The following is a 24,611-nucleotide window of genomic DNA, read 5'->3' as shown; positions in this document are numbered from 1 at the left end:
GCCGTCGCCACGACGCGCTACATCGCCGCCACCCGGCTGAGCGGCGAGACGCCATTCTCGTCGAACGCCTCGACCGCGGCGTAATAGCCCTGCCCCCTGGTCAGCGCGCGCAACGGCAGTACCGCCGCCGGTCCGTCCGCGACGCGGTCGGCGAAGACCTGATAGGTCAGCGCGAGCCGGTCGGGGCGTATCCCCCAACGCACGTTATAGCCGACGGCGCCGGCGATCCGCTGCCAGCGGATCGTCGCGTCGCGCGTATCGGCGGCGCGCGTCGCCTCGACCAGTTCGGGTGCGACGGGGGCCGCCCCGCCAGCGCTGCCGAAGACGCGCAGGTCGGCGATCGCGAGATGCGCGCCGCCGATATGGCCGTGGACGTAGCGGACGAAGCGGGCGGCCGTCGGTCGCGGCAGTTCGAAATAGGCGTTGGGGCGGTCGCGCCGTGGCGCTTCGGTGTGTGCGAGCGGCCGCCATTCCCGCCCGTCGCGCGAGGATTGCAGCTGGAATTCGGTGTAGATATCGGGTGCGTCGCCGAACCGCCCGGCCTGATAGTCTACGAAGTCGACCTGCACCGCGCGTATCGTCTTCACCGCCCCGAGATCGATCGTCAGCGTCGCGCCCGGCGCCTTGTCCGGCGACAGCCAGAAGCTGCGCGGATTCTCGTCGGTGGCGTCGCCCGGCCCATGCCCCGCGACGCTGCCGCTCGCCTGCGCGCGCTTCCGGTAGGAGAGCAGCATCCAGCCGGTGAACAGCGTATCGGGATCGGTGACATGCCCGGTCGGCAGCCGCTGCGGAAAGTCGCCGAAGCGGGTCGATACGCGCATCTGCCCGTCGGTATCGAACACGGTCGGCCACAATCCGACGCGCCGCTCGAACGTCCAGTTATAGCCGATCCACGGCGTCCCGGTGTTCCACCAATTGCCGTGCAGATCCTGGAACGTATTGCCATGCCCGGCGCCCTGCACGAAGCCGCCGGGTTTGTAGCCGATGGGATTATAGGCGGCGTAGGTGAATGGCCCCATTGGCGAGGTGCCGACGTAGGTGCCGGTTGCATATGCATTATATTCGGTGCCCGGGGCGCCATATTGTAGATAGTAGCGGCCACGGACCTTGGTCATCCATGCGCCCTCCATATACGGCTTGACCGGCGTGCCGTCGGGGGTGGTGCCGCTGTGATCCTGACCGAAACGCTCCCAGCCGTGACGGTCGGGATCGAGCAGGATGAAGGATTTGCGCGGGCTGCCGTACGTCAACTTGCCGTCAGCGAAGCTGACGGGCGCGCCGTAGATCGGGAAGACGTTCGACGAATTCCAATAGAGGTACCAGCGCATGTCGTCGTCCCGGAACAGGTCCGGGTCCCATGGTCCGGGCGGCACCTCGCCGGGCTTGATCGTCTCCTCGAAGCCCGATCGCACCGCGCCCGGCAGCGGCGGCATGCGGCGGACGAACAGGTCGATGCGCCCGCTCGCCGGATCGCTGCTGCTGTAGATCGTCCCCTGCGTCGTCATCGACGGCATGATCAACAGCCGCTCGCCGTCCGAGGACACGGCGGGTGCGACGATCCCCTCCGCCGGCCAGCGACTGGGTTTGACGAAGCGCCAGGTGACGAGGTCGGTCGAGCGCCAATATCCGTCCGCCAGCGTGAGGAAGAGGTAATAGGCGCCCTTGAACGGCACGATCACCGGGTCGGCGCCGGTGCGATACGACACGCCTTCGTTGACCTGCTCGAAATTGTAGCGGTAGTCGAGGTCGACCGGATTGGCATAGGTCTGCGCCGGCACGGCGGCAGCGAGCGCGAGCCAGGCGATCATCGCTGCGCCTGGACGAACAGGTTGGCGGTCAGCCGCCCCTGCCGCGGATCGGCGCTGAGCGGCAGATCGTCCGGGATGATCCCCGAATGGAGCAGGCAACCCTGATAGATGACGACGCGATCACGCCGCGCGTCGACCCGGCCGATCTGCTCGAACGCGGCGGTGCTCTCGTTGATATAGCCGTCGAGCGCCGGACCGTCCCGACGCGCGGCAGCAAGGAAGGCGGCGCGATTGCCGTCATCGACGCGCTCGATCCCGGTGGCGCGCTGCCGGTAGAAGGCGGTCCCGGCCGGCTGGTCGGAGAGATAGTGCAGCACGGCGATATAGCCTTCGTCCGTCGCGTCGAAATGCGGCGCGCGTTGCACCGGCGTGAGCGTCTGCGGCGCGGCGGTGACGATCGAGAAACTCGCCTCGATCCAGTCGAAGCCGTCGATCGCGAAGGCGCCGCCGATGAACGGCGCGACACGGTCGAGAAGCGCGGTGGCATAATCGTAGGCCGCACCGTCGCCGGCAGCGAGGACGCGGCGAACCCCGGGGTAATGGCCGCCCGCCGCGGGGTAAGGCGCCAGCGCCGCCGCGAGATCGACGATCCGGTCGACCGCGCCGCTCGCATCGTCGACGACGACGACCGGGCTCTCGCCGTGCCCGATGCGGAGCAGGCTCGGCGTCATCGTGCCGGTCCTCAGAACTTGTAGCGCGCGCCGACCTGGAACGAGCGCGGCACGCCTTGCGTGTCGTTCTCGCGCTTGGTGGGATTGACGCCCGACCCGGCGCCCCAGGCGGTGTAGGTGCGGTTGACCGAATCGAACAGGTTGAACGCGGCGAAATTGACCTCGAGATCGGTCCCCCACGGCATCCGGAACGTCTTCGAGATCCGCGCGTCGACCGAGGCGTAGCCGACGATCTGGTCGGGCCAGAAGACGCCGCCGAAATTGCCGTATGTGCCGGTCGTGCCTAGGAACTCCGCCGGCGCCGGACGCGTGATGACCTGACCGAACGACGGCCCCGAACTGAACGTCCCGGTGAGCGACAGCTTGGTGTCCCATGGCCCGCGCGCAATGCCGGTGCCGACGAAACGCCATTTCTCGACGCCGGCGACGTAATTCCAGCCATAGGCATCGACGCGCGGACCGTTGTAGAATTCGTCGCTCTGCAATTCCTGCGCGACGTTGCTCTTCGCCTGCTGCAAGGTCAGCGTCGCGGTGAAGCCCCATTTCGACCCGGTGACGAACGGCTTCTCCGCGGTGAAATAGACCGCGTTATATTCCGCCTTGCCGTCGTTCGAACCGATGTTGAGCTTGCCGCTATAGCCCGGCAGGATGCCGGAGGCGGGGAAGTTGTCCTCGATCCACTGATCGCCCTGGCTGGTGTACTGGCCGCTCGGCAGACGGTTGCCGCGCACATATTTGAAGATGTTGTGGCTGCGGATGTGGCTGAAGGTGATCGACGTCTGCACCACGCCCAGCCGCTTGCGCACGCCGAAGTTGAACTGATCGGAATAGGGCAGCTTGGTGTTGTTGTTGAGCAGCCAGACGTCGCCGCCGACGCCGGTCGCCGTCGCCGCGGCGCGCAGATTGTCGACGTTCTTGTAGCTGTCGTTCCACACCAGGGTCGTCGCCGGCAGGACACCGCCATTGCCCTGGCGGAAGCTGGCGCAGGTCGGCTGCCCCGGCCCGTCGCAGAAGCTGAGCGTGACGGTGCGCTGGTACAGCGCCTTGACCGTCTCGATCCCCGCGGTGATGAACAGCGGCCGGTCGTAATATCGCCCGGCGCCGGCGAACAGCACCGTGTCGCGGTCGCCGTTGATATCGTACGAAATGCCCAGCCGCGGCTGGAACGCCTTCCAATACGGCTTCCGGTTGCTGCCGTTCGAGATATAGTCTTCCGGATTGATCCCCGCCGCCTGCCACGGCTGATAGTTGCGCAGCGCGGTGGCGATCGCGTCGGGCGTGACGAACTTGTCGTTCTTGGCGTTGGTCTCATAGTCCCAGCGGATGCCGGCGTTGACCGTGATGTGATCGTTGACCGTCCAATCGTCCTGGATGAACAGGCCGATCTGCGTATCCTTGACCTTCGCTGCCTGGACCGGGACGACCGACACCGCCGCCTGCTGCGGCGTCGACGCATCGAAGGTCGTGTAGGTCGAGGGGGTGAAATAATAGGAGCCGTTGCCGAGATTGTCTTCGGCGCGCGACAAGTCGTTGAGCGATACCTTGACGCCGGCCTTGATGACGTGCGCGTTGCTGAAGAAGGTGACGTTGTTCTTGAACGTCCAGGTCTTCTGATTGTCCGACTGTTAGAAGCCGTTGGTGCCGAGCGCAGCGACGACCGAACCCGGCTGGCCGAGGATGATCTCCGGACCGCTGCCGGTGCGCGGCGTGCCATTGAAGACGGTGTTATAGGCGATCGTCGCCTCGTTCAGCCAATTGTCGCCCCGGTGATTCCACTCGAGCTGATAGAGGTCGATCTTCGATTGCAACAGATGGCCGTGCGACGGCACCGACGTGCCGCCGAAATCGGCGAGATTGCTCTCGCGGCGGAAGAAGCCGCTGAAATTGACCGTGTCGGCGTTGCTGACGAAGGCAGTGAGCTTGCCGAAATACAGCTTCTGGTGGAAGTCCTGCGCATAGCTACCGTTATATTGATCGGCGATCGCCTGCGGCACGACCTGCGACGGCTGATCGGTGTTGGTGGTGCCGAGCAGGACCGCGGCGGAAGGCGCCTTCTGGTCGGTCGCTTCGAACGCGCCATAGAAATGCAGCACGTCCTTGATGATCGGTCCGCCGAAGTCGCCGCCATATTGCTTGCGGTCGTAATCGCCCTGCTTGAGCGAACCGTCGCGGTTGTTGGCCTTGCCCGGCCGGTCGAAATATTTGGTGCCGTAGAAGCCCTTGGGCTGCCATTCGCCGAAGATCGTACCGTGGAAGTCGGTGCCGCCCGACTTGGTCACCGCGGTGATGATCGCCGAACCCGCCTGCTCGTACTCGGCCTTGAAATTCTGCGTATCGACCTTGAACTCCTGCACCGCGAGCTGCGGGAACGGATTGCCCTGGCTGAAGTTCTGGCCGGCGACGCCGCCGTGGTTGACCTGGTTCTTGAGGCTCAGGCCGTCGATGAAGACGTTGACGTTGTCGGCGCTGATGCCGCCCGCCTGCACCTGCCGGTTGCTGCGCCCCGGCGTCACCGAGACGCCCGGTGCGAGCGCGGCGAAGTTGAGGAAGTTCCGGTCGCTCTGCGGCAGGCTCTCGATCTGCTGTTGCGAGACGTTGGTGGAGATTTCGGCGGTGCGCACCTCCTGCGTGCGGCGGCCGGTGACGACGATGTCGCTGCCCGTGCCACTGCCCGCGTCGGCGGAGGTCGTCGTCTCGGTCGCGCCGGCCTCGGTCGCCGCGGCGGGGGTGTTGATGTCGAGCGTGATCGTCTGGCCGACCGGCACGACGACCTGCTGCGGCTGCTGACCGTCGACCGCGACGCGATAGGTGCTCGGGCGAATGCCGGGGATGGTATAGGTGCCCGCATCGTCGGTGCGGCCGCGGATGACCTGCCCGGTGGTGAGATCGGTGATGACGACGGCGGTACCGGGCGCAGCGCCCGCGACCTTGCCGCGCAGCGTCGACGTCGACTGGGCCAGCGCCGGCGCGCCGACGGCGAGCGCCATGGCAAGCGCCGCGGCCGAAATGCCGCGACGGAACCGTGCGGCCTGATACCCTGCTGCCATTGCAAACCCCTCCGTCTGTCACCCGATCTTTGCTTCCACCGGCGCGTCGACGAGCGACGGCAGCGGATCGCGCTGGGCATATGAAACCGGTTACTCGCCTCCGTAACCGGTTACAACACGGCTCGCGCTAAAGACTTGGACCGTTGCGCTCCGGCAACAGTCAGGCCTGGCAGTGGCGGGCGATGAACGCCTCGTGCGTCGGCATCCCGGCGGCGACCTCGGCGATCACCTCCTCGACATCGCCAAGAAAGGCGGCGGCCTGTGCGGCGGGGATCATGTCGACCATCGGATCATAGGCCGCGCGCAGGCGCTGGCCGAGCAGGACCTGCACCCAGCTTTCCTCGCGGAACAGCTCGGCCTTGCCGTGCATGAAGAACCGCGCCGACGCCGCGAACAGCGCAAGCCGTTCGGTGAGGCTGTCGGGCACGTCCATATGCTTGACGTAGCGCCAGAATTCCGTGTCTTCGCGGTCGGTGACCTTGTAATGCGCAATGATGAAATCGCGCACGTCGCGATATTCGAAGTCGGTCTGGCGATTGTATTCGGCGATGTCGGCATCCTGAAAGCCGCGCCCGGGGAACAATGCGATCAGTCGGAGGATGCCGGTCTGGATCAGGTGGATGCTGGTCGATTCGAGCGGTTCGAGAAAACCGCCGGCAAGTCCGAGCGCGACGACATTCTTTTCCCATGCGCGCCGCCGCTTGCCGGGACGGAAGCGCACCGGCCGCGGATCGCCGATCGCCGGGGAGTCGAGATGCGCGAGCAACGTCCGCGCGGCCGCCTCGTCCGAGACGAAGCGGCTGGCATAGACATGGCCGTTGCCGGTGCGATGCTGCAGTGGGATCCGCCATTGCCAGCCGGCATCATGCGCGATCGAGCGGGTATAGGGCGTCAGCGGCCCCTGCCGTGCGCTCGGCACCGCCAGCGCGCGGTCGCAGAGCAGCCAATGGTCCCAATCCTCGTAGCCGACCCCCATCGCATCGCCGATCAGCAGCCCGCGCATGCCCGAACAGTCGACAAACAGGTCGCCGTCGACCGTCCGTCCGTCGGCGAGCACGACATGATCGAGGAAGCCGTCCTGCCCGCGCCGGTTGGCGGCGACGATCCGCCCCTCGATCCGCTCGACCCCCGCCGCTTCGGCGCGGCCACGCAGGAAGGTGGCGTAAAGGGCGGCGTCGAAGTGATAGGCGTAATCGAGGTCGGCGATCGGCGAATTCGGATGCGCCGGATCGGGCAAGGCGAAGCGGTTCATCCGTGCCGCCAGCGTGTTGAGCGCATAATGATCGAGTGGTCGGGCCTCCCCCGTCGCCCGCGCCTTGAGCCAGAATTGGTGGCAGTGCAGCCAATAGAGGTCCTGACCGATCTTGCCGAACCCATGGATGTAGCTGTCGCCGACGCCGCCCCAGTTGCGGAACTCGATGCCGAGCTTGAACGTCGCCTGCGTCGCGCGGACGAACTCGAATTCGTCTATGCCGGCGAGGCCGTTGAAGGTCCGGATAGCGGGGATCGTCGCCTCGCCGACGCCGATCGTGCCGATCTCCGCCGATTCGATCAGCCGGATCGTATAGGCGCCGAGCAAGAGCCGCGAGAGCAGCGCCGCGGTCATCCAGCCGGCGGTGCCCCCGCCGACGATCGTGATCGTCTTGAGCGGCGGATTGGGATGGCTCCCGCTCACCCCAGCCATCCGCCGGCGAACCCTGCCCGCGTCAGCCCGCGCCGGATCGTCGGCGAGCGGCGCATCGCCCGCCACACGCCCTCGTCGCGCATATTGGCGATCGCGCCGAGGATCGCGCCCTGATCGATGCCCAAATAATCCCCGTCGACCCAGCCGCTCGTGGCATCCACCGACCCCGCCTCCAGCTTGACGTCGGTATAGCGGAACGACGGGTTGAAGCTGTCGAGAAAGCCATATTTGCCGTAGAGCCCGGGCCATGCCTTCATCGCATTGGCGGCGGGAACGACGATCTCCGGCGCGAAGGCGAGGCTGCCCAGCGCGGCGGTCGGCGCCAGCGTCCCATCGTCACGCTCGTCCGGCTGGCCGAGCGGGCCGCGCGCCGAATAGCCGAAGAATTCCGCGGTCCGTTCCTTGAACGGCAAGCGGAAATTGCCCGGTCCGTCGCAGGCGGTCAGTCCCCAGATATCGCGGCCATAGCCGTCCCAGCGCATCGGGTTGGCGATGCAATAGGCGCGATTGGCATAGGTCGCGCGGCGGCTGTTCTCGAAATAGTCGAAGCCCGCCTGCCGCATCGTCGCATCGCGGATGCCGCGGAAGTCGATCCACATCTGGCTGTACTGATGGCCGAACAGCGGCGCGAAGGCGAGATGCCGCGTCGTCCCCCGCCCGCGCCAGAAGCCCGGATAGGTCTTCGTCCACGCATCCCACGCCCCGTCGGCGAGCGGCTTGCCCCGGCTGCCGAGGCCGACGATGTAGACCATCATCCCCTCGTTATACCCCTCCCACGGCCGCTCGATGAAGCCCTGCCCCGGGTGCCAGCCCATCGATACGCTGCCACGCGCGTTGGTGAACCACGGCCAGTCGGCGCGATCGGTGATTTCCTGCGCCAGCCGCCGGATCTCCGCCTCTGCCGGATCGGCGCGATCGTACCAGGCGCCGGCGAACAGGATGCCGAGGAAGAGGAGCGTGGTGTCGACGCTCGACAGCTCGGTATCGCGGAAGCGCTGGCCGGTCTTCATGTCGAGGAAGTGATAGAAGAAGCCCTTGTGCCCGCTCATTCCCGCCGGCGCGTCACCCTGCGGCGCGGCAGCGAAGAAGCGCAGCGTGGCGAGCGTCAGGTCGCGCGCGGCTTCGCGCCTGATCCAGCCGCGCGCCACCCCGACGGGATAGGCGGTCAGCGCGAAGCCGACCGCGGCGATGCTGGCGAAAGACGGCGTCGGCCAGCGATCCGGCACCAGCCCGTTGTCGCGATTGGCGAGATCCCAGAAGAAGCGGAAGGTCCGCTGCTCTAGGTCATCGAACCAGCCGGGCAGCGCGACGCGCGGCGCCGCCCCTGCCAGAGCGGGCAGGCAGGCGGCGGCGGTGGCGAGCGGGGCGCGCGCCAGCAGCGCGCGGCGGTCGATCGGGGTACGGATCATATCGGCAGGGGTCCGGTGGTGGAGCGGATGACGAGCTCGGTCGCGACGATTTCCGTGTCCGGCGACAGCGCGCCGCCGTCGAGCGCATCGATCAGCCGCGCGGTGGCGCTCGCCCCCATTTCGGCGAGGTTGATCCGCACCGTCGTCAGGCCGAGATAGCGGGCGAGCGGAACGTCGTCGAAACCGGTGACCGCGATGTCGCCGGGGACCGCCACCCCCGCCTCGCGCAACGCGCTCATCGCGCCTAAAGCCATCATGTCGTTGGCGGCGACGATGCCGTCGCACGTCTCACCCGTGGCGATCAGCCGGCGCACCGCCGCGACGCCCGATTCCTCGCGGAAATCGCCTTCGATGACGATCGGGTCGCTATCGGGTGCGTGCACCGCCATCGCCGCGAGGAAGGCGTCGCGGCGTTCGCGTCCATCGATATTGCCGTCCGGGCCGCTGATGTGCAGGAGCCGCCGGCGGCCGGTCGCGGCGAGGTGCGCGACCGCTGCCCTGATCCCGGCGGCATTGTCGATCCGATAGGCGGCGCGGCCGGTCGTCTCGCGGCAATTGACCAGCACCGCCGGTACGTCGCGCGGCAGCGCCTCGTCGAGCTCGGCGACATCGAGCTGCGGCGCCATCACGATCAGCCCGTCGACGCGGCCGCGCATCGATCGCATCGCCTGCGCCGCCAGCGCCGCATCGGCGTGCATGTTCGACAGCAGAAGGTGATAGCCGCGCGCCGTGACCTCGCGATCCATGCCGCGGACGATCTCCGAGAAGAATTCGCCGTAGAGGTCGGGCAGGACGACACCGATGGCATGGCTGCGGGCCAGCGACAGACTGCGCGCGCCGGCGTGCGGCACATAGCCGAGCGCCTTGGCCGCCGCGAGTACGCGCGCGCGCATGTCGGGGCGGACGCTGCTATGCCCGTTGAGCGCGCGCGATACCGACGCGACCGATACCTCGGCGACGCGCGCGACGTCGCGGACCGTGGCGGATGCCTGTTTCATGCCCTCCCCTTGCGTGCCATCCCCGACCTTCTATCGTCGCGACACATCTTGTGCGACGCCGGTGAGCTGTGTAACCGGTTACAGGATAGCGTCAACGCGAAAAGCACCGGGTCCTTCGCGGGTCACCCCGGGCACGCGCGACGACGGCGATGAGGGGACGACCTGGATATGACCGACATCACCATCTCGCGGCGTGCGGCGCTGCTCGGCGCCGGGACGATCGCGGCCTGGGCCGCCAGTCCGGCGCGTGCGCTGCTCGCCGCGGCGGCGGACGCCGCCTTGCCCGCCGGGATCGAGGCGATCCTCGCCCGAATGACGCTGGAGGAGAAGGCGGGCCAGTTGCAGCTCAACGCCGCGGCGTGGAGCGGCGGCATCGCCACCGGGCTCAACCCGCCGACGACCGGCGGCCCGAGCTTCGAAGGTCAGCTCGTCGACGCGGTCGCGGGCAAGCTCACCGGCGTGTTCAACGGCAATGGCGCGGTGATGGCGCGGCGGATGCAGCAGGCGGTGATGCGGGAATCGCGGCTGAAGATCCCATTGCTCTTCGCCGCCGACGTGATCCACGGCCACCGCACCATCTTCCCGGTGCCGGTGGCCGAGGCGGCGAGTTTCGATCCCGATCTGGCGATGCGCACCGCACGCATGGCCGCCTATGAAGCCGCAGCGGCGGGGATCGACTGGACCTTCTTCCCGATGGTCGACATCGCCCGCGACCAGCGCTGGGGCCGGACGATGGAAGGCGCGGGCGAGGACACGCTGCTCGGCCAGATGTTCGCCACGGCGCGCGTCCGCGGCTTCCAGGGCAAGCAGCTCGGCGACATCGACGCGGTGATGGCCTGCATCAAACATTTCGCCGCTTATGGCGCGGCCGAGAGCGGGCTCGATTACAACAGCGTCGACCTGTCGGAGCGGACGCTGCGCGAAGTCTATCTGCCGCCGTACAAGGCGGGGTTCGACGCCGGCGCGATGAGCGGCATGGCCTCGTTCAACGAGATCAACGGCGTCCCCGCGACCGGCAATGCCTGGCTGATGCAGCAGGTGCTGCGCGACGAATGGAAATTCCCCGGCATCATCGTCTCCGATTACACCGGCGACGAGGAGATGATCGCCGCCGGCTTCGCCAAGGACGGCAAGGATGCCGCGCGCCTCGCCTTTCTGGCCGGGGTCGACATGAGCATGCAGTCGAATCTCTATGCGCTGCACCTCGCCGAGCTCGTCCGCGAAGGCGCGGTGCCGCAGGCGACGCTCGACCGGTCGGTGCGGCGCGTGCTGATGGTCAAGCACCGGCTTGGCCTGTTCGACGATCCGTTCCGCCGCATCGATGCCAAGCGCGAGACGGCGCGGTCGCGCACCAAGGCGGCGCTCGCGCTGTCGCGCGAGGCGGCGCAGAAATCGATCGTGCTGCTCAGGAACGACGGCGACCTGCTGCCGCTCGATCCGGCGCAGCGCATCGCGCTGATCGGTCCGTTCGCGAGCGGCCAGCACGACCTCAACGGGCCATGGGTGGTCTATGGCGACAACAACCAGGCGATCGATCTCGCCACCGGCGTCAAGGCGGCGGGCGCGCGTACCGTCAGCGTGACGCCCGGTTCAGGCGTCGAGGAGCCGCTCGCCGGCGGGATCGACGCGGCCGTTGCGGCGGCGCGCGCCGCGGATGTCGTCGTGCTGGCGATTGGCGAGAGCGAGACGATGTCGGGCGAGGCGCAGTCGCGCACGTCGATCACCGTGCCCGCGCCGCAGATGGCGCTGGCCGAGGCGGTCGCCGCGACGGGCAAGCCGATCGTCGTGCTGCTCAAGAATGGTCGCGGTCTCGCGCTGGACGGCGCGGTCAAGGCGGCACCGGCGATCGTCGTCACCTGGTTCCTCGGGTCGGAGACCGGCCATGCCATCGCCGACGTGCTGTTCGGCAAGGTCGGCCCGTCCGGACGCCTCCCGCTGAGCTTCCCACACGAAAGCGGGCAGGAACCCTATTATTACGCGCACAAGGCGACCGGGCGCCCCGCGCCCGACGGCCCGCGCGAACCGTACAAGGCACAATGGCGGACGTCGCCCAATGCCGCCCTCTATCCGTTCGGCCATGGCCTCACCTACGGCAAGGTCGGCTATGCCGCCGCGAGCGTACCGGCGACGCTGGCGTGGGACGGGCGGATCGAGGTATCGGCGACGATCAGCAACACCGGCACGCGCGCCTGCGAGGAGCTGGTCCAGCTCTACATCCGCGACCGCGTCGCCAGCATCACCCGGCCGGTGCGCGAGCTCAAGGCGTTCCGCAGACTCGCGCTGGCGCCGGGCGCGAGCGAGACGGTGCGCTTCACGCTGACCCGCGCGCAGCTCGAATTCCTCGGCGGCGACCTGCGGCCCACGGTCGAACCCGGCACGTTCGACGTATGGATCGCGCCCTCGGCACAGGCGGATGGCGTGCACGGCACGTTCGAGCTGGTGCGCTGATCCCGTTGGCGGCGTGGAGCGGCGGGGAACGCCTTGTCGCCTTCCCCTACCGCGATACGGCGGCGTGATCGGCCAACGGGCGGCCCGCATCATAGACGTGTTCACCGCCATCGTGGCCAGGCCCAGCGTCGCGCCACCGTTCCCGCCCAGCCATCAGCGATCGTCGGCCGACACATGGTCTTTCGTTTTATCCCGCCCTAGGCTCTGGGGATGGACAAGGTTCTCCGGCGCACGCGCACTTCCGTGATCCTGTCGGCCCTGCTGGCGACCGCGCCGAGCCCGCCGCCGGGCGAGGCGACGCGCTGGCAGGCGCAGGCCGCGCGCGTCACGATCACGCGCGACGATTGGGGCATTCCCCATATCTGCGGACGGACGGATGCCGACGCGGTGTTCGGTCTGATCTACGCGCAGGCCGAGGACGACTTCCCCCGCATCGAGGCCAATTATCTGACCGCACTCGGTCGCACCGCCGAAGCGGTGGGCGAAGACGCGATCTGGGCCGATCTGCGCCAGCGACTGTTCGTCGATCCGGCCGCGCTTCGCCGCGACTATGCCGCCAGCCCCGCCTGGCTGCGCACGCTGATGCAGGCCTGGGCCGACGGGCTGAACTTCTATCTGGCGACCCATCCCCGGACGCGCCCCAGGGTCCTGACCCGCTTCGAACCCTGGATGGCGCTCAGCTTTACCGAGGGCAGCATCGGCGGCGATATCGAGCGGATCACGCTCAGCGACCTGAAGACCTTCTACGGCACGCCCACCCCGCCGACGCCCGAGGAATTGGGTGCGGTGCCGCGCGAGCCGTCGGGATCGAACGGTATCGCCATCGCCCCGCGGCTGACGGCGAACGGCAAAGCGCTGCTGCTCGTCAACCCGCATACGAGCTTCTATTTCCGGTCCGAGGCGCAGATGACCAGCGCCGAGGGCCTCAACGCCTACGGTGCCAGCACCTGGGGCCAGTTCTTCGTCTATCAGGGCTTCAATGCCAAGGCGGGGTGGATGCACACGTCGTCGACCGTCGACGCCATCGACGAATTCGCCGAGCGGATCGAACGGCGCGGCGCCGGCTACGCCTATCGCTACGGCAGCGAGCGGCGCCCGGTGGCGACCCGCACCGTCGCGTTGCGCTACCGCAAGGCCGACGGCACGATGGCGGAGCGGCGCTTCACGACCTATCGCACGCATCACGGTCCGATCGTCGCGAGGAAGGCGGGGCGCTGGATCGCGACCGCGCTGATGTGGAAACCCGTCCCCGCACTCGAACAAAGCTATCTGCGGACCAAGGCGACCGATCTCGCAAGCTACATGGCGGTCGCCGAACGCAAGGCGAACGCGTCCAACGACACGCTGTTCGCCGACGACAAGGGCGAGATCGCCTTCCTGATGCCGCAGTTCATGCCGGTGCGCAGCGACCGGTTCGACTATACCCGCCCGGTCGACGGCAACGATCCCGCAACCGACTGGCACGGGCTGCACAGCCTCGCCAGCCTGCCGAGCGTGGTCGCCCCGCGGATCGGATGGGTGCACAATACCAACGACTGGCCGTGGAGCGCGGCAGGTCCCGACAGCCCCAAGGCGACGGATTATCCCCGCTATATGGATCAGGTCGGCGGCAATGCACGCGGCGTGCACGCCGATCTGCTGCTGACCGGCAAGAGCGGCTGGACGGCCGAGCGGCTGCGCGCCGCCGCCTTCGATCCCTATCTGCCCGCCTTCGCGCAGCTGCTGCCCGGGCTCGTCGCGGCGTGGGACGCCTTGCCCGCACGCGATCCGCGCCGTGAGGCGCTCGCCGCCCCGATCGCCGTGCTGGAAGGCTGGGATCGGCGCTGGGGCCAGGAGTCGGCCGCAACGAGTCTCGCGGTGTTCTGGGGCGACCAGCTGTGGCACGAGGTCGGCGGCTTCGCGCAGGCCGAACGGCTGAACGTCCCCGACTATATCGCCACCCGCGTCGGTGCTGACGCCAAGCTCGCGGCGCTGTCGGATGCGGTCGACCGACTGACCCGTGACTTCGGCGGCTGGCGCATACCGTGGGGACGGATCAACCGATTCCAGCGGCTCGACGATGCGATCGCGCCGCACTTCGACGACGCGGCGCCCTCCATCCCCGTGCCCTTCACCTCGGCCCAATGGGGCAGTCTGGCCTCGTTCGGGGCGAAGCGCTGGCCGGGTACGACGCGCTATTACGGCACCAGCGGCAACAGCTTCGTCGCCGTCGTCGAATTCGGTCCGCGGGTGAAGGCGATGGCGGTGATGGCCGGCGGCCAGAGCGGCGACGCCAGCTCGCGTCACTTCGCCGATCAGGCCACGCGTTACGCCCAAGGCAGGCTCCGTCCGGTCTATTTCTATCCCGACGAACTGAACGGGCATATCGAGCGTCGCTATCGACCGGGCGACTAGCGCGCCCGTGTCGACACCGCGGATCGGAATTGCGGCAGGGCGTGACGTCGCGCCGCCTTCTGACGTCGTCCCGTCGATTGCAGGCATTGAAGGATATTCCCCGGACGATGGCGATCCGCTATGGGAGGATCGTCGGAAAAGGCAGGCTTGGTGTGGTCAGCCCAAGCCCTTCCGGTAACGGAAGCTCTGGTCTTTGGCCTCGGCCGGGACCCCCACGACGAACAGCGGACGCCGGTTAGCGGCGCCCGGCCGTTCGTCCGTGAGGGTGCCTGAATGGGGAACGCTCCGGTCGAACATCGACTGGAGGAGCCACAACCATGTTACCCGATCATTCCACCTACGACGTCATCATCGCCGGCGCGGGACCCGTGGGCCTGTTCCTGGCGTGCGAGCTCGGGCTCGCCGGCTGCCGCGTCCTCGTGCTCGAGCGCGCCGCCACGCCAGTATCGCCGCTGAAGACGCTGCCGTTCGGCCTTCGCGGGCTGAACCTGCCGACGCTGGCGAGCCTGTCGCGCCGCGAACTGCTCGAGCCGCTCAAAGCGCTCACGATGGCGCAGACCGTAGCCGTCACAGCGCCATGGACGGCCGGCAAGAGGCGTCCCGCCGGGCATTTCGCTGGCCTGCAATTCTTCCGCGACCTGGTGGACGACGAACAATGGCCAGCGCAGGCACGCGGCGGCAACGAGACGCTCGCCGTCACGATGGCGGATATCGAGCACGTGCTCGCGACCCGGGCGGATGCGCTCGGCGTCACGATCCGCTACGGCTGCGCTATCGACGACGTGCTGGCGCTCGCGGACTGCGTCGAGGTGCGTGCTGGAGGCGGCCCGCTTCGTGCCCGCTGGCTGGTTGGCTGCGATGGCGGACGAAGCACGGTGCGCAAGGCCGCCGGGATCGGCTTCGCCGGCACCGAGCCGGAGTTCACCGGCTATTCGATGGCGCTACGCCTCGACGAACCCAATCCGCTCCGCCCCGGCCGCCAGCATAGCGCGACGGGCATGTATACCTATGCGCCGCCCGGCGTCGTCACGATGATCGACTTCGATGGCGGAGCGAACCACCGCACCACGCCGCTCACCCGCGACCACGTACAGGCCGTCTTGCGGCACGTCTCGGGAACGGACGTCGCCGTGAATGCGGTGGAGCTGGCCACGACATGGACCGACCGCGCCTTTCTGGCGGCCTGTTATCGTCGGGGGCGCGTGCTGCTGGCCGGCGACGCCGCCCACGTACATGCCCCATTGGGCGGACAGGGCCTCAATCTGGGTATAGGTGACGCGACGAACCTGGGGTGGAAACTGGCCGCGGTCGCGAACGGCCGGGCACCATCATCGCTGCTCGACAGCTACGAGCAGGAACGGCGACCGATCGCCGAACAGGTGCTCGACTGGTCGCGGGCACAGGTCGCGCTGCTCAGGCCGGATGCGGGCGCAGCGGCGCTGCGCGCGATCGTTCGGGACCTGATGGAGACCCGTGACGGTGCGACGTATTTCGCCCACCGTATCTGGGGCGTCGGCCAGATCGATCGCCCGGACGCGGCTGCCGGCGTCGCCGGGGAGCCAATCGAACGCCGCGGCATTGATCCCGCTAACGGAGATCGATGATGATCGTGCTCGCTATCATTCTTGCCGCGTCGAGCCAGCTCGATCGCTGCCTCGATTCCGGGGCCGACGCCAGCCACGGCCCCGGCTATCGAATGCGGGGACGACGGGCGGCGTCGGGAAGAGCATAGTTTGCGAACGAGCCGAGTCGACGGCCGTCGTTGCGATGGAGAGGACCTCAACCATGCCCAAGATGATCTTCGTCAACCTGCCGGTCGCCGATGTCGCGGCATCGACCGCTTTTTACGAGGCGATCGGCTTCGCGAAGAACGCGCGGTTCAGCAACGCGCAGGCATCGTCGATGGTGTGGTCGGACGCGATCTACGTCATGCTTCTCGCCAAGACCTTCTTCGCCACATTCACGGAGAAGACGATCGTGGATGCGGCGACGCACTCGACCGGCCATTACGCGCTGTCGTTCGACAGTCGCGAAGACGTCGACGCGATTACGCGCGCGGCGGTCGAGGCGGGTGGACGCGAGCTGCACGAACCACAAGACATGGGTTTCATGTACAGCCGCGCGTTCGAGGACCTCGATGGCCACGGATTCGGGCCGTTCTGGATGGATCCCGCCGCCGTCGAGGCGGGGCCGCCGGATCAGGCTTAGGCATCAGCCCCCGGGTGGCGGCCGGACATCCGGTACGGACGGCGCGCGGCGTCATCCGTCGCCGGTGAACACCGACGGGCCGGGCGGGGCGACGTCGGTCGGCGACAGCAGCCGGCCGGTGTCGGGATCGTAGCGGAAGGTCTCGCGGATCGCGTCGGTGTCGACGGTCAGCAGGCCGTGCGCGAGGTCGTCGGCGACGGTGATCCGCCGCGGCGCCTGCCCGGGACAGGCGACGATCGCACCACCCGCGAAGCCGCCGGCGCCGGCCGGGCGGATATGGCAGGGCGGCCCGTCCGCTGCGCCGAGATCGAGCCAGCCTTCGGCGGTGATGCGATGGGTGTAGACGGCACGCCCGTCCGCACCGATCGTCGTGAACGCCTCGCCGCGGCCGAAACGCCGCTGCGGCGCTTCCAGCCCTTTCACGCCCACGACATTGTGGCTCAGCAAACCGTCCGGCCCGATATAATAATGGCCGATCTGCGTGCCGATATTGTCCGGCCAGCGCAGATGCATGTGGACGTGCGGCGGGGAGTCGCGATGATCGTGGGGAGCGTTGGTGTCGAAGCCCATGATCTGGATCGTCCCCAGCCCCGCCCGCCCGACATGCGCGCCCAGCCCGAGTTCGCGCACCACCTCGCGCTGCGCGAATTCGAGCGTGTCGGCCGCGGCGCGCTCGACCGCGGGGAAACGGCCGCCGGCATAATCGCCCGCGCGCCGTGCCGGATCGGCATGTTCGAAGCGCAGCACCATGCCCGGCTCGACGATATGCGTCGCGACCTCGTCGGCGGTGATCGCATCCGCCGGCACCGGCGGCAGCGCCACGACCAGCCGCGCACCCTCGCGCCGGAACGGCAGGTCGCCGCCCTCGAGGATCACCCGCCGGATCGTCGCGGCCGGGCCGGCGAACCCGAGCTCCAGCGACCGCATCCGCGGCACCGACACGGCGACGACCGTCTCGCGGGCATTGTCGGCGTTCCAGTTGGGGTCGGTGACGATCCGGCACGTCGGACAGCTCGCCGGATCGAAGCGGACGCCCCCGCCCGCGCCGCGCTTGACGAATTTGAGCACGACGCGGACCATCGGTTCGGCCGGCGCCCGACCGGCCTCCTGCGCCGCAGCCGCGGCGGCGGCGAGCATCAGGGCCGCCGTCATCACCCCCGGCAGCAGCCTCACAGTTTCGGCGTCCACGACAGGCCGAGCCAGATCGTCCGCCCGACCGGGAAGAAGTAATTGACGTCCTCGCGCCGGCGCCCCTGACGAACGACGAACGGCGCTTTGGTCAGGTTCTGCACCTGGCCGACGAGATCGAGCCCGTCGCGCACCGCAAGCCGCGCCTGCACGTCGAATTGCTGGCGCGGCTCCTGATAGAGGTCGCGCAGCGGCGTATCGCCGTCCGCCGATTGTAGCGCGCGGCCGATGCGATTGTACGAACCGCGCAGCTCGACCGGGCCGGTCACGTAGAAGACGGTGAGGTTGGCGATATAATCGGGCTGCTGGATCAATCCGCTGGTCCGCCGCGTCGCGGGCAGCCCCGTCCTGATCCCCGCCGCGCTGACCGGCTGGCGATACGATCCGTCGAGCAGCGTGACGTTGGCGTTGAAGCCGAGGCCCGGCACCGTGGCGATCCGATCGATCGTATAGCCGATCTCCAGCCCCTTCACCCGCGCCGACGCCGCGTTGCGCGGCGTGGTGACGAAGACATTCTGATAGGTGACTCCCTGGAACAGCGTCGCCGGCCCCTGCTGGCTGCTGGTGAAGATCTCGTTGCGGATAGCCTTGGTGAAGGCGGCGACCGAGATCATCCCCACGCCGGGATACCATTCGTAGGACAGGTCGTAGTTCCACGCCTCGCGCGGCTTGAGGTCGGGATTGCCGGTAGCGATCGTCAGCGTGCCGTCGGTGCCGATCCCGAAGGTGTTGCGGACGGCATATTGGCTGTAGTCTGGCCGGCCGATCGTCTTCGACACGCCGGCGCGCAGCCGCATGCCGTCGCCGAGCTGATAGGTGGCAAGCGCCGAGGGCAGCCAATAGGCATAGCCGGTGGTGCGCCGCACCGCGCGATAGGCGGTCGCCGCGGTGCCGGTCGGCTGGTTGGTGTCGACGACGAGATGCGTATCATCGTAGCGCACCCCGGCCTGCACGTCGAAATCGTCGGTGCGGAACAGCGCCTGCGCATAGGCGGCCTTTGTGGTCTCCAGATCGCGGAAATCGTCGGCGGCATTGTTGGCGACCTGATTGGTCGCGACGAAGGCGCTGCGCGTCGCCGCGAACCGCTGCCACGCCGCCTGCCGGTCGATCAGCAGATAAGGGACGGCGGGCGTCATATAGGCGCCGGGGCGCCGGTCGTAGAGGATGCCGCGCATCGTTCCGATCGTCGTCTGCCCGGCGGCATCGGCGGGGACATATTCGGCATAGCGCTGGTCATAGGCGAGATCGGTGCGCGTCACCGCCGCGCCGATCCGCGCGCCGAAGCCGCGGTCGGCCGCCGCGGCGTTGAGGCCGAGATCGACCTTCGCGAAATCCACCGTTGAATCGAGATCGCGATCGATGCTGCGATAGTAGAGCGCGCGATAGCTGTCCGGGTTGTTCGCCGCGGCGCCGTCGTTGAACGTCAGCCGCGGCCGGCCTTTGACGACGCGATAGGCATAGCCGAACGCCGGCAGATAGCCTGCCGTGGCGCTGCCCGCCTGCGGATTGGTGTCATATTTGATCATCTCGCGCAGCTCGCGATAGGTCGCCTGCGAACGCGCGAGCGTCGTGTCGAGCACGACGCCACCGCCGAAATCGTGATGCCCCTTGGCGTCGACCAGCCAGGTATCGCGCGTCACCGGCTGATAGGTCAGCCCCTGCTGCAGGTCGCCGCGCGCGAAGCGGCCGCTGGTCGGCGTGACGTCGGTCGGCGCGCCGGTCGGAATGGTCAGCATCTCGTACCGCGTCTCGGTATCGGTGTCGTGATAATAGCCGCCGAACAGCGCCAGCGCGGTCGCATCGTCGGGTCGCCATTCCAGCTTCAGATTGCCGCTGAGCCGGGTCCGCATATTCTCGAAGAAATAGTCCTGGTTGCGCACCGGCACCGGATAACCGGTCGACAGGGTGGCGAACGGCGTGCGCGCCCCCGCGGCGGTGAAATAGGACCAGCCCGCGCCATTGCTGTCGCCGGGCAGCTCGGCGCGCGCGGTCGACGGCAGGCGCTGATATTCCGCCGAGGCGACCACGCCGAAATCGCGGTTGGCGCCGAACCGCGCCGCGGCGGTCGCATCGGTACGGATCGTCACGCCACCGCCGCGGACGAGCTTGCCCGCGGTGTCGTTGTCGCCGGCATTGGCGTTGAGCACGAGGCTGCGGTCGCCGCGGCCGTCGAAGGCGCTTTTCGACACGATGTTGATCTGGCCGCCGAGCGCATGCGGATCATATTGCGCGCTGACGCTCTTGATCGCCTCGATCCGCGAGACGAGCGATGCCGGCAGCATCTCGAGCCGCGCACCGCGATAGACCCAGTCGGGCGAGGCGAGCGGAATGCCGTCGATCGTGACGAGATTGTAGCGCGGATCGAGGCCGCGGATCGTCGCGCGCTGGTAGATGTCGCGGTTCTTGGTCGCGTCCGCCCCGCCGACCACCGACACGCCGGTGATCCGCCGGCTCGCCTCGACGATGTTGAGGTCGGGCAGCCGGCCGACATCATCCTGCGCGACGGAATCGAGGATCACCGCCGCCTCGCGCTTCGCCTTGGTCGCCGAGCGCTGCGACGCGCGGAAGCCGGTGACGACGATGTCCGGCTGGTCGCCGTCGCTGTTCGCGTCCGGTGCGACCGCCGCGCCGTCCCTCACCTGCGCCTGCGCCTGCGCCGGCATTCCCGCCAGCATCGTGCCGGCCGCCAGCGTTAACAGCATGGAATGCCTCGATAGATATGTCATGAGCCCCCCGACTTCGTCTAATACATATCATCCTGTACGATATATATTTGACAGTCTGAAGACGCCGGGGCTAACGCCGGGTCGGTCGACCTGTGCGTGAGGTTAGTGAAGATGAACCACCTCTCCCTGACCCCGCGCGCACGCCGCGTGCTGACCCTCGTCAGACGGCACGGCAGCCTGTCGCGGTCGACGCTGATCCGCGACACCGGCCTGTCGGGCACCGCGATCTTCCGCGCCACCGAGGAGCTGGAGGCGGCGGGGCTGGTCCGCGCCGGCGAGGCGGTGGCGCACGGCCGCGGCCAGCCGAGCGCGACGATCCACATCGTCCCCGATGCCGCCTTCAGCCTCGGCCTGTCGGTGATGACCGACCGTGCCGACGTGCTGCTGCTCGACCTCGCCGGGGCGGTGCGCGCGCGCCGCGAGATCAGCCTGCCGGGGATGCCGCGCGACGGACTGCTCGACGCGGTCGTGCGCTTCCGCGACGAACAGCCCCTGCCCGACCGGATCGTCGGCATCGGCGTGGCGATCGCCGGCTTCTTCACCGCCCCGCGCACCGTCAACCCCGCCCCCGAGCTCGACGACTGGGCGCTGGTTGATCTCGAGGCGCTCGTCAGCCGCCGCCTCGCCTTGCCCGCGATGGTCGAGAACATCGCCGCGGCCACCGCGATCGGCGAGCACCTGCTCGGCGTCGGCGCCGACTTCGGCAGCTTCTGCTACGTCAACGTCGCGGCCGGCTTCCGCGCCGCGACGGTCGTCGATGGCCAGCTGCTGCGCGGCCATCACGGCAATGCCGGCGAGATCGCCGGCCTGTTCCCCTTCGCCGGCCGCACCACGCCGAACCTCGGCGACCTTCGTGCGATGCTCGCGGCCCACGGCACCGAGTGCGACGGCATCGGCGATCTGGTGGAACGATTCGATCCGCGCTGGCCCGGTGTCGAGCCATGGCTCGCCGCGCGCCAGGAGTCCTTCACCTGGCTGTTCCAGACGCTGCGCTACGCCTTCGACTGCGAGGCGATCGTGCTCGGCGGCCGGCTGCCGCGCGCGCTTGCCCGCCGGATCGTCGACGGCGTGCAATGGCCGGAACTCACCCTGCCGGAGCGGCGCGGCGTTCGCGAACCGCCGGCAAAGCTCGCGGTGGCGGCGCTGGCGCCCGATCTGGCGGCACCGCTGGGCGCCGCGGCGCTGATCCTCCACCACCGGATGTTCGACTGATCGGGCCGCCGTCGCAAGATCGACCTCCCGCATGACGTACGATGCCGTCCGCCCGATTGGGACGATGCCGCAGATACTCCCAGTCCAACGGCTTGCAAGGCGGTCGATCCACATTCCACTCCCGACCGCCCGACCGCTTTCGAAAACTGATCGCGGACGAATGACTTACTATGTGACGGCCCTCGACGCGGGCGGCATCGACCATTATATACCGAGCGTTATGCAATCTGCTCCTGCCGTTGCGACGCGTGGCCGGCCACGCGAATTCTGCACCGAAGCGGCGCTGGCCGCGGCGCTCGGCGTGTTCTGGGCGAAGGGCTATGACGGCGCGTCGATGGCGGACCTGACCGCGGCGATGGGCATCACCAAACCCAGCCTTTACGCCGCGTTCGGCAATAAGGAACAGCTCTTTCATCGTGCGCTCGATCTCTACGGCGCCGAGAAGATGGCCTATACCCGCGATGCCCTCAAACAGCCGACCGCCCGCGCGGTCGCCGAGCATCTCATGCGCGGCGCGGTCGTGGCGCAGACCAGTACCTCCGATCCCAAGGGCTGTCTGGGCGTCATCAGCGCCACCGCCTGCGGGGCCGAGGCCGAATCGATCAGAGGCCATATTATCGAGCGTCGCGCTGCCGCGCATGCAGCGCTGGTCGAGCGCTTTCGCGCGGCGCAGCGCGATGGTGACCTTGCCCCCGGCGCCGATCCGGAAGGACTCGCGCAATATCTCTACGCGATGCTGCAGGGCATGGCGGTGCAGGCCGGATCCGGCGCGACCCGCGCCGACCTGGACCGCGTCGTCGACATCGGGCTGATGATGTGGCCCAGCCGCTGAACGCGAAATAAATTACCGGCCGGTACAGAAAGACGTTGATCTTCTCGGAAGCGGTTAATATACCATCCGGTACGGAATGAAGCGCCACGCCGGCGGTTCACGATCGAAGGAGCCGACATGGATCCTGGACTGACCGGACGACCCGACGCGACCTGACGGTCGCGCCCGCCACTTCTCATCACGACCTGCCGCAACGGGCCGCCAGCGCCCGCCGGCTCCGTGCGCCCGCCACCGATCGATCGGTGTGCCCCGTCGTCGTCCGCGATGGCGGGCGGTGTTCGCGCACGTCCAATTCAGGGATCTCGCATGGCCTATCTGATGCTCGACGCCGACCGCCTCCCCGCCCTTCGCCCTGCCACACCGGCCGTGGTGCCGGCGATCGACGACCAATCTGCCGCCCGACTCACCGGGCTGGAATGGTCGGTCGTCGCCCTGGCACGCAAGGACGCCTTGTCGTCGCTCCGCCGCCCCGGCCGCATGGCCAGCGCGCTCGGCGCGCTGTTCCGGCAGCCGCACAACCCGATGCTCGCGGACGAGCGTCTGGAGGCGCTGCGCCGGATCGCGGTCTTCGCGTGGCATTACGGTTATACGATACCGAGCGCCGAGCTGACCCGCTTCCTCAACGCCGGTTTCTCGCCGGCGCAATATGAGCTGATGACGGACAGTATCGGCGTCGCCCGCCGCAAGACGATGGGAGCGCGTCGATGACCGTGCACGCCCCCGTGGACACGACCCACGCGACGCCGCTCGCCCCGCCAGCCGCGTCATCGCCGCTGCTGCGCCGGTCGCTGTGGATCGGCGTCCCCGCCTTGCTCGCGATCGCCGCCGGTGTGGCGGTCAATCGCAGCGAGCCGGCGACTGCCTCGGCCGCCCCCGCACCGACCGTCACGGTCGCCGCGCCGCTACAGCGCGACGTCGCGCAATGGGACGATTTCGTCGGCCGCTTCGAACCGAGCCGCACCGTCGAGGTGCGCGCGCGCGTGTCCGGCGCGGTGACCGCGCTGCACTTCACCGACGGCGCGACCGTGCGACCGGGCCAGTTGCTGTTCACGATCGATCCGCGCCCGTTCGCCGCCGCGCTGGCCGAGGCCCGCGCCGGGCTGGCAAGCGCGCGCAGCGACCTTGCGCTGGCCCGCGCCAACCTCGACCGCGCCAACCGGCTGGAGGCGGAGGATGCGGTGTCGAAGGGCGAGCTCGACCAACTGAGCGCCCGCGTCCGCGCCGCCACTGCGGCGATCGCCGCCGCGGAGGCGCGCGTGCGCGCCCGCGCGCTCGACGTCGAGTTCACGCAGGTCCGCGCGCCGATCGGCGGGCGGATCTCAAGCCGCCGCGTCGACCCCGGCAACCTCGTCGCGGGTGGCGACACCAGCGGCACGCTGCTCACGACGATCAACGCGCTCGATCCGATCTATTTCACCTTCGACGGATCGGAGGCGCTGTTTCTCAAGGGGAAGCGCGCGCGCGCCGCCGGCAACGTCGCCCCGGCAGTCGACGTACGGTTGCAGGACGAGAGCGACTATCGCTGGCACGGCAAGCTCGACTTCACCGACAACGGCTTCGATCCGCGTTCCGGCACGATCCGCAGCCGCGCCGTGCTGGCCAACCCGGACATGTTCCTGACCCCCGGTCTGTTCGGCAACATGCGGCTGGCCAGCGGCGGCACCACGCATGCGCTGCTGGTGCCGGATGCGGCGGTGCAGACCGATCAGGCGCGCAAGACGCTGCTGACCGTCGCGCGCGACGGCACGGTGGTGGTCAAGCCGGTGACGCTCGGCCCGGTTGTCGACGGGCTGCGGATCGTCAGCGGCGGGCTGTCGCGCGGCGACCGCGTCGTGATCGGCGGCACGCAGATGGCGATGCCGGGAACGAAGGTGCAGGTGCGCACAGGCCGCATCGCGCCGGTCGTCGCCGCCCCCGCCCCCGGCGGCCTGTCGCCGACCACCGGCGAGGCGACCTTCACCTCCTGACGCTTCGCCGACCCACGTC

The 24,611-nt window shown here is 68.5% G+C and carries 16 protein-coding genes and 1 pseudogene; 8 read left to right on the top strand and 9 right to left on the bottom strand.

What is annotated here, in order from left to right; genetic code table 11:
• Window positions 1–17: 17 nt before the first annotated feature.
• From AC07U4_RS02090 to AC07U4_RS02060, 7 genes and pseudogenes are all read right to left on the bottom strand, one after another.
• Window positions 18–1,808, bottom strand: coding sequence for a family 43 glycosylhydrolase (locus tag AC07U4_RS02090; RefSeq protein ID WP_495194275.1), 1,791 nt, complete (start codon window positions 1,806–1,808; stop codon window positions 18–20).
• Window positions 1,805–2,479: a DUF6445 family protein gene (locus AC07U4_RS02085; protein ID WP_495194274.1), complete on the bottom strand. Its 675-nt coding sequence runs from the start codon at window positions 2,477–2,479 to the stop codon at window positions 1,805–1,807. The genes AC07U4_RS02090 and AC07U4_RS02085 overlap by 4 nt, the downstream gene beginning before the upstream one ends.
• 11 nt (window positions 2,480–2,490) lie before the next feature.
• A pseudogene (locus tag AC07U4_RS02080) lies at window positions 2,491–4,089 on the bottom strand (TonB-dependent receptor domain-containing protein); the annotation flags it as partial.
• Window positions 4,090–4,104: 15 nt separating this feature from the next.
• Complete coding sequence (locus AC07U4_RS02075; protein ID WP_495194273.1) at window positions 4,105–5,526, bottom strand: TonB-dependent receptor; 1,422 nt, start codon at window positions 5,524–5,526, stop codon at window positions 4,105–4,107.
• A gap of 160 nt (window positions 5,527–5,686) precedes the next feature.
• Window positions 5,687–7,210, bottom strand: coding sequence for a tryptophan halogenase family protein (locus tag AC07U4_RS02070; RefSeq protein ID WP_495194272.1), 1,524 nt, complete (start codon window positions 7,208–7,210; stop codon window positions 5,687–5,689).
• Window positions 7,198–8,619 carry a glucoamylase family protein gene (locus AC07U4_RS02065; RefSeq protein WP_495194271.1) on the bottom strand — a complete coding sequence of 474 codons (1,422 nt, stop codon included), beginning with the start codon at window positions 8,617–8,619 and terminating at the stop codon, window positions 7,198–7,200. Before AC07U4_RS02065 ends, AC07U4_RS02070 begins: the two co-directional genes overlap by 13 nt.
• A complete protein-coding gene (locus AC07U4_RS02060; RefSeq protein ID WP_495194270.1) occupies window positions 8,616–9,617 on the bottom strand; it encodes a LacI family DNA-binding transcriptional regulator in 1,002 nt (333 codons plus the stop codon). The genes AC07U4_RS02065 and AC07U4_RS02060 overlap by 4 nt, the downstream gene beginning before the upstream one ends.
• A gap of 168 nt (window positions 9,618–9,785) precedes the next feature.
• On the opposite strand from AC07U4_RS02060, the gene AC07U4_RS02055 reads away from it, so the two are divergent.
• From AC07U4_RS02055 to AC07U4_RS02040, 4 genes are all read left to right on the top strand, one after another.
• Window positions 9,786–12,065, top strand: coding sequence for a glycoside hydrolase family 3 N-terminal domain-containing protein (locus tag AC07U4_RS02055; protein WP_495194269.1), 2,280 nt, complete (start codon window positions 9,786–9,788; stop codon window positions 12,063–12,065).
• A 210-nt stretch (window positions 12,066–12,275) separates the two neighbouring features.
• Entirely contained in the window at window positions 12,276–14,459 is a 2,184-nt protein-coding gene (locus AC07U4_RS02050) for a penicillin acylase family protein (RefSeq protein WP_495194268.1), read from the top strand.
• A gap of 317 nt (window positions 14,460–14,776) precedes the next feature.
• Complete coding sequence (locus AC07U4_RS02045) at window positions 14,777–16,063, top strand: FAD-dependent monooxygenase (RefSeq protein WP_495194267.1); 1,287 nt, start codon at window positions 14,777–14,779, stop codon at window positions 16,061–16,063.
• A gap of 181 nt (window positions 16,064–16,244) precedes the next feature.
• A complete protein-coding gene (locus AC07U4_RS02040; RefSeq protein WP_495194266.1) occupies window positions 16,245–16,667 on the top strand; it encodes a VOC family protein in 423 nt (140 codons plus the stop codon).
• Between the two features lie 51 nt (window positions 16,668–16,718).
• Here the strand turns inward: AC07U4_RS02040 and AC07U4_RS02035 are convergent, their stop codons facing one another.
• Window positions 16,719–17,840, bottom strand: coding sequence for a hypothetical protein (locus AC07U4_RS02035; protein WP_495194265.1), 1,122 nt, complete (start codon window positions 17,838–17,840; stop codon window positions 16,719–16,721).
• Window positions 17,837–20,557 carry a TonB-dependent receptor gene (locus AC07U4_RS02030; protein WP_495194264.1) on the bottom strand — a complete coding sequence of 907 codons (2,721 nt, stop codon included), beginning with the start codon at window positions 20,555–20,557 and terminating at the stop codon, window positions 17,837–17,839. Before AC07U4_RS02030 ends, AC07U4_RS02035 begins: the two co-directional genes overlap by 4 nt.
• Window positions 20,558–20,692: 135 nt before the next feature.
• On the opposite strand from AC07U4_RS02030, the gene AC07U4_RS02025 reads away from it, so the two are divergent.
• The 4 genes from AC07U4_RS02025 (at window position 20,693) to AC07U4_RS02010 (ending at window position 24,592) form a co-directional block, all read left to right on the top strand.
• Entirely contained in the window at window positions 20,693–21,793 is a 1,101-nt protein-coding gene (locus AC07U4_RS02025) for an ROK family transcriptional regulator (RefSeq protein WP_495194263.1), read from the top strand.
• Between the two features lie 220 nt (window positions 21,794–22,013).
• Window positions 22,014–22,625 carry a TetR/AcrR family transcriptional regulator gene (locus tag AC07U4_RS02020; protein WP_169742516.1) on the top strand — a complete coding sequence of 204 codons (612 nt, stop codon included), beginning with the start codon at window positions 22,014–22,016 and terminating at the stop codon, window positions 22,623–22,625.
• A 306-nt stretch (window positions 22,626–22,931) separates the two neighbouring features.
• Complete coding sequence (locus AC07U4_RS02015; protein WP_495194262.1) at window positions 22,932–23,333, top strand: hypothetical protein; 402 nt, start codon at window positions 22,932–22,934, stop codon at window positions 23,331–23,333.
• Entirely contained in the window at window positions 23,330–24,592 is a 1,263-nt protein-coding gene (locus AC07U4_RS02010; protein ID WP_495194261.1) for an efflux RND transporter periplasmic adaptor subunit, read from the top strand. Before AC07U4_RS02015 ends, AC07U4_RS02010 begins: the two co-directional genes overlap by 4 nt.
• Window positions 24,593–24,611: the final 19 nt, after the last annotated feature.

The sequence above is a fragment of the Sphingomonas sp. GW821-FHT02B09 genome (genome assembly GCF_059421875.1).
This window is presented reverse-complemented; position numbering and strand designations above follow the sequence as displayed.

Coding starts and splice junctions, on each gene's coding strand:
- AC07U4_RS02045 (WP_495194267.1), top strand. CDS start 14,777: ATGTTACCCGATCATTCCACCTACGACGTCATCATCGCCGGCGCGGGA.
- AC07U4_RS02085 (WP_495194274.1), bottom strand. CDS start 2,479: ATGACGCCGAGCCTGCTCCGCATCGGGCACGGCGAGAGCCCGGTCGTC.
- AC07U4_RS02070 (WP_495194272.1), bottom strand. CDS start 7,210: ATGGCTGGGGTGAGCGGGAGCCATCCCAATCCGCCGCTCAAGACGATC.
- AC07U4_RS02050 (WP_495194268.1), top strand. CDS start 12,276: ATGGACAAGGTTCTCCGGCGCACGCGCACTTCCGTGATCCTGTCGGCC.
- AC07U4_RS02055 (WP_495194269.1), top strand. CDS start 9,786: ATGACCGACATCACCATCTCGCGGCGTGCGGCGCTGCTCGGCGCCGGG.
- AC07U4_RS02075 (WP_495194273.1), bottom strand. CDS start 5,526: ATGGCAGCAGGGTATCAGGCCGCACGGTTCCGTCGCGGCATTTCGGCC.
- AC07U4_RS02025 (WP_495194263.1), top strand. CDS start 20,693: ATGAACCACCTCTCCCTGACCCCGCGCGCACGCCGCGTGCTGACCCTC.
- AC07U4_RS02010 (WP_495194261.1), top strand. CDS start 23,330: ATGACCGTGCACGCCCCCGTGGACACGACCCACGCGACGCCGCTCGCC.
- AC07U4_RS02090 (WP_495194275.1), bottom strand. CDS start 1,808: ATGATCGCCTGGCTCGCGCTCGCTGCCGCCGTGCCGGCGCAGACCTAT.
- AC07U4_RS02030 (WP_495194264.1), bottom strand. CDS start 20,557: ATGCTGTTAACGCTGGCGGCCGGCACGATGCTGGCGGGAATGCCGGCG.
- AC07U4_RS02040 (WP_495194266.1), top strand. CDS start 16,245: ATGCCCAAGATGATCTTCGTCAACCTGCCGGTCGCCGATGTCGCGGCA.
- AC07U4_RS02020 (WP_169742516.1), top strand. CDS start 22,014: ATGCAATCTGCTCCTGCCGTTGCGACGCGTGGCCGGCCACGCGAATTC.
- AC07U4_RS02065 (WP_495194271.1), bottom strand. CDS start 8,619: ATGATCCGTACCCCGATCGACCGCCGCGCGCTGCTGGCGCGCGCCCCG.
- AC07U4_RS02060 (WP_495194270.1), bottom strand. CDS start 9,617: ATGAAACAGGCATCCGCCACGGTCCGCGACGTCGCGCGCGTCGCCGAG.
- AC07U4_RS02015 (WP_495194262.1), top strand. CDS start 22,932: ATGGCCTATCTGATGCTCGACGCCGACCGCCTCCCCGCCCTTCGCCCT.